This window comes from Pseudomonas sp. PNPG3, from assembly GCF_023093815.1.
GTDB classification, from domain to species: Bacteria; Pseudomonadota; Gammaproteobacteria; order Pseudomonadales; family Pseudomonadaceae; genus Aquipseudomonas; species Aquipseudomonas asiatica.
The window spans coordinates 1-1,113 of record NZ_JALLKV010000133.1; the positions used below are offsets into that span (position 1 = coordinate 1).

Annotated in this window: 1 protein-coding gene; it reads left to right on the top strand. The window is 60.1% G+C overall.

All coding sequences use genetic code 11. The features are described from left to right. Positions 1-55: 55 nt before the first annotated feature. Entirely contained in the window at positions 56-1,084 is a 1,029-nt protein-coding gene (locus MJ643_RS30395) for an IS30 family transposase (protein ID WP_247727278.1), read from the top strand. The last annotated feature ends 29 nt before the right edge of the window (positions 1,085-1,113 follow it).

The window sequence follows — 1,113 nt, forward strand, 5'->3', positions numbered from 1 at the left end:
GGCGGCCGCGAAAACTGAGTGCAACACCTGACCTTTCCGGTACCGTGCTGCCCCTATGTCCTATTCCGAACTCAGCGTTGAAGAACGCGCCACCATTCAAATCGGCCGTGCCCAAGGGTTCAGCCTACGCAAGATTGCTTGCTTGATCACCCGATCCCCTTCGACCATCAGTCGCGAGCTGCGCCGCAATCGAGATGCCTGTGGCAGCTACTCGGCCCGCGTGGCCCAGCAGCAGATGCAGGCCCGCCGCCAACGCTGTCGACCGAAACGAAAGCTGTTGCCGGGTAGCGAGCGCTTCAAGTTGGTGGCCCACATGCTGCGTAAGCGTTTGTCTCCCGAGCAGATTGCCGGCAAGCTGCGCAGCATGACCATACCCAACCTGCGAGATGCCTACGTCTGTCGCGAGACGATCTACAACGCGATCTATGCCCTGCCAGTGGGTGAGCTGCGTAAGGAGCTGATCATCTGTCTGCGCCAAGGCAAGACGACGCGCCGGCCGCGCTCTGGTGGCGTGGATCGGCGCGGCCAGATCCCTGAAATGGTCAGCATTCATGTGCGCCCGCCAGAGATCGAAGACCGGCTGATGCCGGGGCATTGGGAGGGCGACCTGATCAAGGGTAAGGCCAACGCCTCGTCGGTAGGCACGTTGGTGGAGCGCACCAGTGGCTACCTGATGCTGGTGAAGATGAACGACGCAACGGCGACCTCGGCGATGGAGGGCTTCAGTGCAGCGCTTAATGGCATGCCGCTGGCGATGCGCAAGAGTATGACCTACGACCAGGGCCGGGAGATGGCGCGACATGCCGAGATCACCCAAAGAACCGGCGTGGCGATCTACTTCTGCGACCCGCACAGCCCCTGGCAGCGCGGCAGCAACGAAAACATCAACGGCCTGATTCGCCAGTACTTGCCCAAGGGGACTGACTTGTCGGTACACAGCCAAGAGCAATTGAATGCCATCGCCTTGGAACTGAATATGCGCCCCCGTAAACGCTTTGATTTCAAGTGCCCGATCGAAGTCATGGGCGAGGTGATGCAGGAAGCCTTGGTTATGCGGCATGATGCTCCAGCTTTAATTCAATAACCGTGTTGCACTCAGCTCCTGCAACCGCC

What these genes read in the sequence shown, in the direction of transcription:
- MJ643_RS30395 (WP_247727278.1), top strand. Translation starts at nt 56, where the DNA reads ATGTCCTATTCCGAACTCAGCGTTGAAGAACGCGCCACCATTCAAATC.